The sequence below is a fragment of the Moraxella caprae DSM 19149 genome (genome assembly GCF_000426885.1).
In the GTDB taxonomy this organism is placed as follows: Bacteria; Pseudomonadota; Gammaproteobacteria; order Pseudomonadales; family Moraxellaceae; genus Moraxella; species Moraxella caprae.
On sequence record NZ_AUGF01000029.1, the window covers coordinates 25,481 to 31,917 of the forward strand.

The window sequence follows — 6,437 nt, forward strand, 5'->3', positions numbered from 1 at the left end:
ATCTATTTTACTATTTTTTCTCTGAATGATCGTTTAAATAATCACCAAATTTCATTATCGCCATAATCACTGCCGTTAATATCACCCCCACAAAGGACAATATCCCACCTGTTACCACCGTTAAGAAAAACGCCCCAAAAAATCCTATATTTTGTTCTGGACTACTCACACTAAAACCCATAACTCCCCCAACCAATTCATATGCCATTGCACCTGCAAATAAATCCACAACTATAATTAATTGCATGAATGCTCGAATAACCACTCCAATTAATAAAGATTTTCTAAGTCGTTCATATTGATAATCCAACGCGTATTTATCCAAAAATACATAGATTGGCACAAATACCCAAATCCCAAAAAAGATACCTATATTATACGTCCATGACTTAACTTCCAAAAAACCACCAAGAAACAACCCAAGAATAGCATTTAACCATACCAATGCCGTCCATTTTGACCAAAGCTCGGTCATGTCATATTTTTGTGTCATAGCATGCCTTTTGTGTTGATAATTGGCATTATTATAATCACTCGCTCTTTGTATGATTGTGAAAAAATCATGGAAAATAACAAACCCTACAAAATTTTTCATGGTTTGCCAAATTTTTTTCATCTATTTTTTTACATTTATCCGCCAAAATGGGGTATAATTTTCCGCCAAATATCTATGTAAAATTCAGATATTCTCGCCTTACGATGTAGAGTTTTGCTCATTCTGTCAAGCCTAGATTTGCCCTTTTGTTTTTTGGCAAATAATGAAAAGCCACCAGAATGTCGTAAGTTTTTTTAATCTATTTAAGTGATTTTTTATGAATTATCAATTATTTACATCAGAGTCCGTCTCCGAAGGACACCCTGATAAAATGGCAGACCAAATCTCAGATGCCATACTTGATGAGATTTTGACCCAAGACAAGGACGCTCGTGTGGCGTGCGAAACCCTAACCAAAACAGGGGCGGTCGTACTGGCAGGCGAAATCACGACCCACGCCAACATTGACGTGGAAACCATCGTCCGCCGTACGGTCAATAAAATCGGCTATAACCATAGCGATTTGGGCTTTGATGGGTCAAGCTGTGCAGTCATCAACATGATTGGCAAGCAGTCGCCCGAGATTGCCCAAGGCGTGGACAGAAGCCACCCCGAAGAGCAAGGGGCAGGCGACCAAGGCTTGATGTTTGGCTATGCGTGCGTTGAGACAGACGTACTTATGCCCGCTCCCATTGCCCTATCACACCGCCTTATGGAACGCCAAGCCGAACTGCGTAAAAACGGCACGCTCTCATGGCTACGCCCAGACGCTAAGGCACAGGTAAGCCTACGCTATGATGACAATCATCGCCCACTGGCGGTAGATGCGTTGGTACTATCCACTCAGCATGACCCCGACATCAGTCAAGCCGACCTGCATGAAGCGGTCATGGAAGAGATTATCAAACAAGTCATTCCTGCCGAACTGCTCCACGCTGGCACCAAATACCACATCAACCCAACAGGCAAATTCGTCATCGGGGGGCCTGTGGGGGACGCAGGTCTGACTGGGCGTAAAATCATCGTGGATACCTATGGCGGTATGGCTCGTCATGGGGGCGGTGCGTTTAGCGGCAAAGACCCGTCCAAAGTGGATAGAAGTGCTGCCTATGCAGGGCGTTATGTCGCCAAAAACATCGTGGCGGCAGGGCTTGCCGACCGCATTGAAGTGCAGGTGTCCTATGCCATTGGCGTGGCAGAGCCGACTTCTATCTCGGTCAACACCTTTAAGACAGGCAAGGTGTCTAATGATGAGATTATCCGCCTTATCCGCACCCATTTTGACCTACGCCCCTATGGTATCACTCGTATGCTGGACTTGCTACAACCCATGTACGAAATCACGGCAAGTTATGGGCATTTTGGGCGACATGGTACGGACAATGCCTTTACTTGGGAAAAAACCGATAAAGTAGAAGCGATTAAAGCGGATACGAATTGGTGATTTGCCAAAATATATCCAACAAATTTGATATTTACCACAGGCTTTGTGGGGGCGTGCTTTCCACACCCTTGATGATATAGTGATTTATCGGACGTACTCAGCACGTCCCTACGCCCACATAATTATAAATTTGTGGTAATTTTAAAGTTCTTTATCCATAAAAGCCAGTCAAAAACTGGCTTTTGTTAATTTTTATCAACCTTATGGAAAATTTATGTCAAACCTTAACGAACAAATGACCAACAACACCGCCGAATTACCCCAAGATGCCAATGCCTTTTTTGAGCGGGCGGACAGCGTCATCACCCTTGCCAACAGCCAATTATCGCCAAACTCCCACGCAGGGCAAGTGGCAGCGTCTTTGACTTATGCCGCTGCTCGTTTTGCGGTGTCAGCAGCGAGCATTGGTTTTGTCAAGGGGTCGGATTTTGCCAAAGAAAAAGTGGACATCATCGCTTTTTATACCGAGCAATACCAAAAAATGCTTAGCGATAATATCGATGATTACGCCGAGAATTTTGAAAAATACACAGGGATTAAAAGGTAGCGTTAATGATATTTTAAAATCAATGGTATCTTAAAAAGATTGTTAGGGACGGATATAATTATTCGCCCTTATGATAGCATTTTAAATTACCCCAGACATAACCATGAGCGATAAAATTCCCCTGCCCCTAATCTCGTATCCCAAATTGGCGATTATCATGGGAATTAAACACGCATGAGCGATAAGATCCCCCTACCGATAGAGCTTTATCATTCCAATAAATTCCTGCTATTTTCTTTGGCTTTTGGTGGTGCGATGTTTTGGCTTGGGCGGACTGTTAGTTTGATTGCTGACGAATGGTTTATTATTGCCCTATCTATGGTACTGATAATTTTTGGGGTGTTGGTTGTCTTAGTATACATCATCTCTTTAATCAACCCCAAGCCCATTTTGGTAATTACCCGTTATCGCATTAGTGGCGGACATGGATTATTAAAAAGATTATTTAATAAAAATAACGCCTTTGCTTTTAAAGACATTCACTCATTAAAATTAGACTATCATACTCATAAAGACGTTAAACATTGGCATATTATTGTTTTATTAAAAAATGGCAAAAAATCATATCTATCCATTAGAAGTGTGAAATATGAAACAGTAATAATCAATGAAAAAGAAATCTTTAATCTTATCAATCAAGTTCATCAAGGCAACATACCGCCCACATTTGAAGATTTTGATATGAACATTCATGACCGCATGACAACATGGGGATTGTTTATGATTGGTTTTGTGGTGCTGATGTTGGTTGTTGGTAATTTGATGAAATGACGGTAAAAACATGGTTAATTTTCGCTTACCCCTATATCTATATCCTACCCAACGCTCCCTTGTGATACAGCTTTTTATTTTTGCCATTTGTATCGGGGCGACTTATTGTTTTTGGCATGTGTTATCTGATGTTGGTAGTTGGTTTATCAATGGGGTTATTTTATTATCGGGTTTGTTTTGGTTGTTTTTTCTGATTATCTTTTTAAAAAATTTAATCGCCAAAAAGCCCATGCTTATCATTGATAAAGATTATATCATTGGGCGGGGTATTTTTAATGATAAATTTATAGAATTTGATGACATTGCGGATTTATCACTGTACATTCAAGCAAATCAACGTTTTGGATTTATGGTGTATCGCATGGATATCAGCTTAAAGACAGGCGATGATGAATTTTTGGTATTGAATACTTGCCGTTATGGGCAAACACTCATCAACGAGAAAGAGATTTTTGCACTCATCAAACAAATTCACAAAGGAACAATATCGCCACGTTATGAGCCATTTTATATCGGTAATGACGAACGCATGACATCAACCGCCAAAGTGTATTGGACGGTTATGGCGATTGGGGCGGTATGGGTTGCATACAAGATATATACGCTATAACAAAAATCCGCCCAACCTTGATTGAGCGTATTTTATCATCTTGCAAATTAGCTTTGATAAGTCTTTAACTTTGACGATAATTCGGAGCTTCTTTGGTAATCTGCACATCATGAACGTGCGACTCTTTCATGCCTGCCGATGTTACTTTGATAAACTCAGGTTTGGTGCGTAGCTCTTCGATGGTGGCACAGCCTGTATAGCCCATGGACGAACGCAGACCGCCTGCAAGCTGATTGATGATGCCTGTTACCGAGCCTTTGTATGGCACACGCCCTTCAATACCTTCTGGGACAAGTTTTTCCACGCCTTCTTTAGCATCTTGGAAATAGCGGTCAGACGAGCCATTTTGTCCGCTCATCGCCCCAAGCGACCCCATGCCACGATATGCCTTATAATAGCGACCTTGATACAGCTCCATCTCCCCAGGGGCTTCTTCTGTCCCTGCCAAGAGTCCGCCCACCATGATACAGCTTGCCCCTGCTGCCAGAGCCTTTGCCATGTCGCCAGAAAAACGAATGCCACCGTCAGCGATGAGCGGAATACGCTCTTGCAAAGCACTTGCCACATTATCAATGGCACTAATCTGTGGCACGCCAATACCTGCAATGATACGAGTGGTACAGATAGAGCCAGGCCCGATACCCACTTTGACAGCGTCCGCCCCAGCGTCTAAGAGGGCAAGAGCGGCATCGCCTGTGGCAATGTTACCGCCGATGACTTGGATATGGGGGTATTTTTTCTTGACAAAGGCGACTTTGTCAATCACGCCACGGCTATGCCCGTGAGCGGTATCCACCACAATCACGTCCACGTTCGCTTCCACCAACGCTTCCACACGGGCTTCGGTGTCTGCCCCTGTGCCGACTGCCGCCCCTACACGCAAACGACCTTGGGCATCTTTGGCGGCGTTGGGGTTGTTTTCGGCTTTGCTAAAATCATTGACAGTAATTAGCCCTTTTAGGCGAAATTCATCATCAATCACAATTACTTTTTCAATGCGGTGCGTGTGAAGCAAGCGTTTGATGTTCTCGGTTGATTCGCCCTCACGCACGGTAACGAGCTTATCTTTTGGGGTCATCACGTTTTTGACAGGTTGGTCAAGATTGGTCTCAAAACGCAAATCACGATGCGTTACAATCCCCACCACTTGACGGTTGTCGTCCACCACAGGCACGCCTGAGATGTGGTTTTCACGAGTAATGCGAAGTAGCTCGCCCACGCTTGTCTCGGGGCTTACGGTAATGGGGTCGGCAACTGTGCCTGCTTCAAACTTTTTGACATGGCGGACACGGCTGGCTTGACGAGCGATGTCCATATTTTTGTGGATAATACCCATACCGCCAAGCTGTGCCATGGCGATTGCCATTTTTGATTCGGTAACGGTGTCCATCGCCGCCGATAGGATTGGCAAGTTTAGATGAATCTCACGGGTTAGGCGAGTGGATAGGCTCACATCTTTGGGCAACACTTCTGAATAGGCAGGTAGTAGCAATACATCATCAAAGGTCAGTGCTTCATAACTTAGTCTTAACATAACAGCCCCTTATGGCAAAAAATAAAAAATACACATCAAAAAACCGAAAAAGGCTAAGCAGTCATCTGCCTAGCCTTTGGATATACGGTTGCCTGTTCGTTTTAGCATTGTGTATCGGTTTGTGCGTGTAAAATTAGCGGTGCATTATACGCCAGATTATCCGATTTGGCAAATGTTTTTTGTAAATTATTAAATTAATCTATATTTATCAATGGGTTATAAAATAAAGTTGAGAGCAGGACGGTTTGTAATATAAAATACCCCAAACATACCAATCAATAGCTCACACTCGGAGTGCTCATGAAATACCTTATCCTACTTTGTCCATTACTGCTGATCGCCTGTGCGACGCCAACAGCGACCCCTGCCGAACCCATCGCCACCGACATCGCAGAGTCAGACTCATCCACCCTGCCAAAACTTGCCATGCCCACCAAGCACTGCACCATGGAATATATGCCTGTGTGTGCCACGCTTGAACAAAACGGACAACAGTTTACCAAAACCTTTGGCAATCGCTGTTCGGCTCACACTTTTATCGATGAAGGGGTAACTATCGTAGATGTACGTGATGGCGACTGTGACCCAAGCAAACAAGCACTGATGAGATTTGGTCGTTGATAACAGAAATTTAATACAGGTTGAATGTCTCCCATCGCAAGCTCTGCCATATATGAATTTTATATAAATACGGAGAAAATATAATGAAATTTATTATTAGACTTCCTGCAAAACCCAAAAATAAGGAAAACCGTTCGTGGTGAGCTTGTCGAACCATAACGGTTTTCCGCCACCCCTCAACAAGCTCGGGGCGAACGGAAAGCCTAGTTTTGCAGGAAGTCTATTATAGCAATATTAATGACTTCATTGTTATCTTGCGGTTATGATAAAACGGAGCATCATGTCACTTCAAAAATTAATGCTACTCATACAGACGAGTACGACCGTTATGTCATACAAAAAATAAATGACATCGCAATAAATGGCGTCATTGAT

The 6,437-nt window shown here is 43.1% G+C and carries 7 protein-coding genes; 5 read left to right on the top strand and 2 right to left on the bottom strand.

Annotated features, from left to right (window positions below; translation table 11 throughout):
• Positions 1-10: 10 nt before the first annotated feature.
• The gene (locus tag K941_RS0108520; RefSeq protein ID WP_115341125.1) at positions 11-595 is read right to left on the bottom strand and encodes a hypothetical protein; all 585 of its coding nucleotides are present in this window, start codon (positions 593-595) and stop codon (positions 11-13) included.
• Positions 596-812: 217 nt separating this feature from the next.
• Between K941_RS0108520 and metK the strand changes: the two genes are divergently transcribed.
• From metK to K941_RS0108540, 4 genes are all read left to right on the top strand, one after another.
• Positions 813-1,979 carry a methionine adenosyltransferase gene (gene metK / locus K941_RS0108525; protein WP_029103290.1) on the top strand — a complete coding sequence of 389 codons (1,167 nt, stop codon included), beginning with the start codon at positions 813-815 and terminating at the stop codon, positions 1,977-1,979.
• A gap of 214 nt (positions 1,980-2,193) precedes the next feature.
• Complete coding sequence (locus tag K941_RS0108530; RefSeq protein ID WP_029103291.1) at positions 2,194-2,526, top strand: DUF3144 domain-containing protein; 333 nt, start codon at positions 2,194-2,196, stop codon at positions 2,524-2,526.
• Between the two features lie 174 nt (positions 2,527-2,700).
• Positions 2,701-3,297, top strand: coding sequence for a hypothetical protein (locus tag K941_RS0108535; RefSeq protein WP_029103292.1), 597 nt, complete (start codon positions 2,701-2,703; stop codon positions 3,295-3,297).
• Positions 3,298-3,307: 10 nt separating this feature from the next.
• Positions 3,308-3,907 (top strand): hypothetical protein, encoded by a 600-nt coding sequence (locus K941_RS0108540; protein ID WP_029103293.1) that lies wholly within the window; start codon positions 3,308-3,310, stop codon positions 3,905-3,907.
• A gap of 64 nt (positions 3,908-3,971) precedes the next feature.
• On the opposite strand, the gene guaB is transcribed toward K941_RS0108540, so the two are convergent.
• Entirely contained in the window at positions 3,972-5,441 is a 1,470-nt protein-coding gene (gene guaB / locus K941_RS0108545; RefSeq protein WP_029103294.1) for an IMP dehydrogenase, read from the bottom strand.
• Between the two features lie 300 nt (positions 5,442-5,741).
• Between guaB and K941_RS0108550 the strand changes: the two genes are divergently transcribed.
• A complete protein-coding gene (locus tag K941_RS0108550; protein ID WP_029103295.1) occupies positions 5,742-6,062 on the top strand; it encodes a hypothetical protein in 321 nt (106 codons plus the stop codon).
• The last annotated feature ends 375 nt before the right edge of the window (positions 6,063-6,437 follow it).

Coding starts and splice junctions, on each gene's coding strand:
- K941_RS0108530 (WP_029103291.1), top strand. CDS start 2,194: ATGTCAAACCTTAACGAACAAATGACCAACAACACCGCCGAATTACCC.
- K941_RS0108535 (WP_029103292.1), top strand. CDS start 2,701: ATGAGCGATAAGATCCCCCTACCGATAGAGCTTTATCATTCCAATAAA.
- K941_RS0108520 (WP_115341125.1), bottom strand. CDS start 595: ATGAAAAATTTTGTAGGGTTTGTTATTTTCCATGATTTTTTCACAATC.
- metK (WP_029103290.1), top strand. CDS start 813: ATGAATTATCAATTATTTACATCAGAGTCCGTCTCCGAAGGACACCCT.
- K941_RS0108540 (WP_029103293.1), top strand. CDS start 3,308: ATGGTTAATTTTCGCTTACCCCTATATCTATATCCTACCCAACGCTCC.
- guaB (WP_029103294.1), bottom strand. CDS start 5,441: ATGTTAAGACTAAGTTATGAAGCACTGACCTTTGATGATGTATTGCTA.
- K941_RS0108550 (WP_029103295.1), top strand. CDS start 5,742: ATGAAATACCTTATCCTACTTTGTCCATTACTGCTGATCGCCTGTGCG.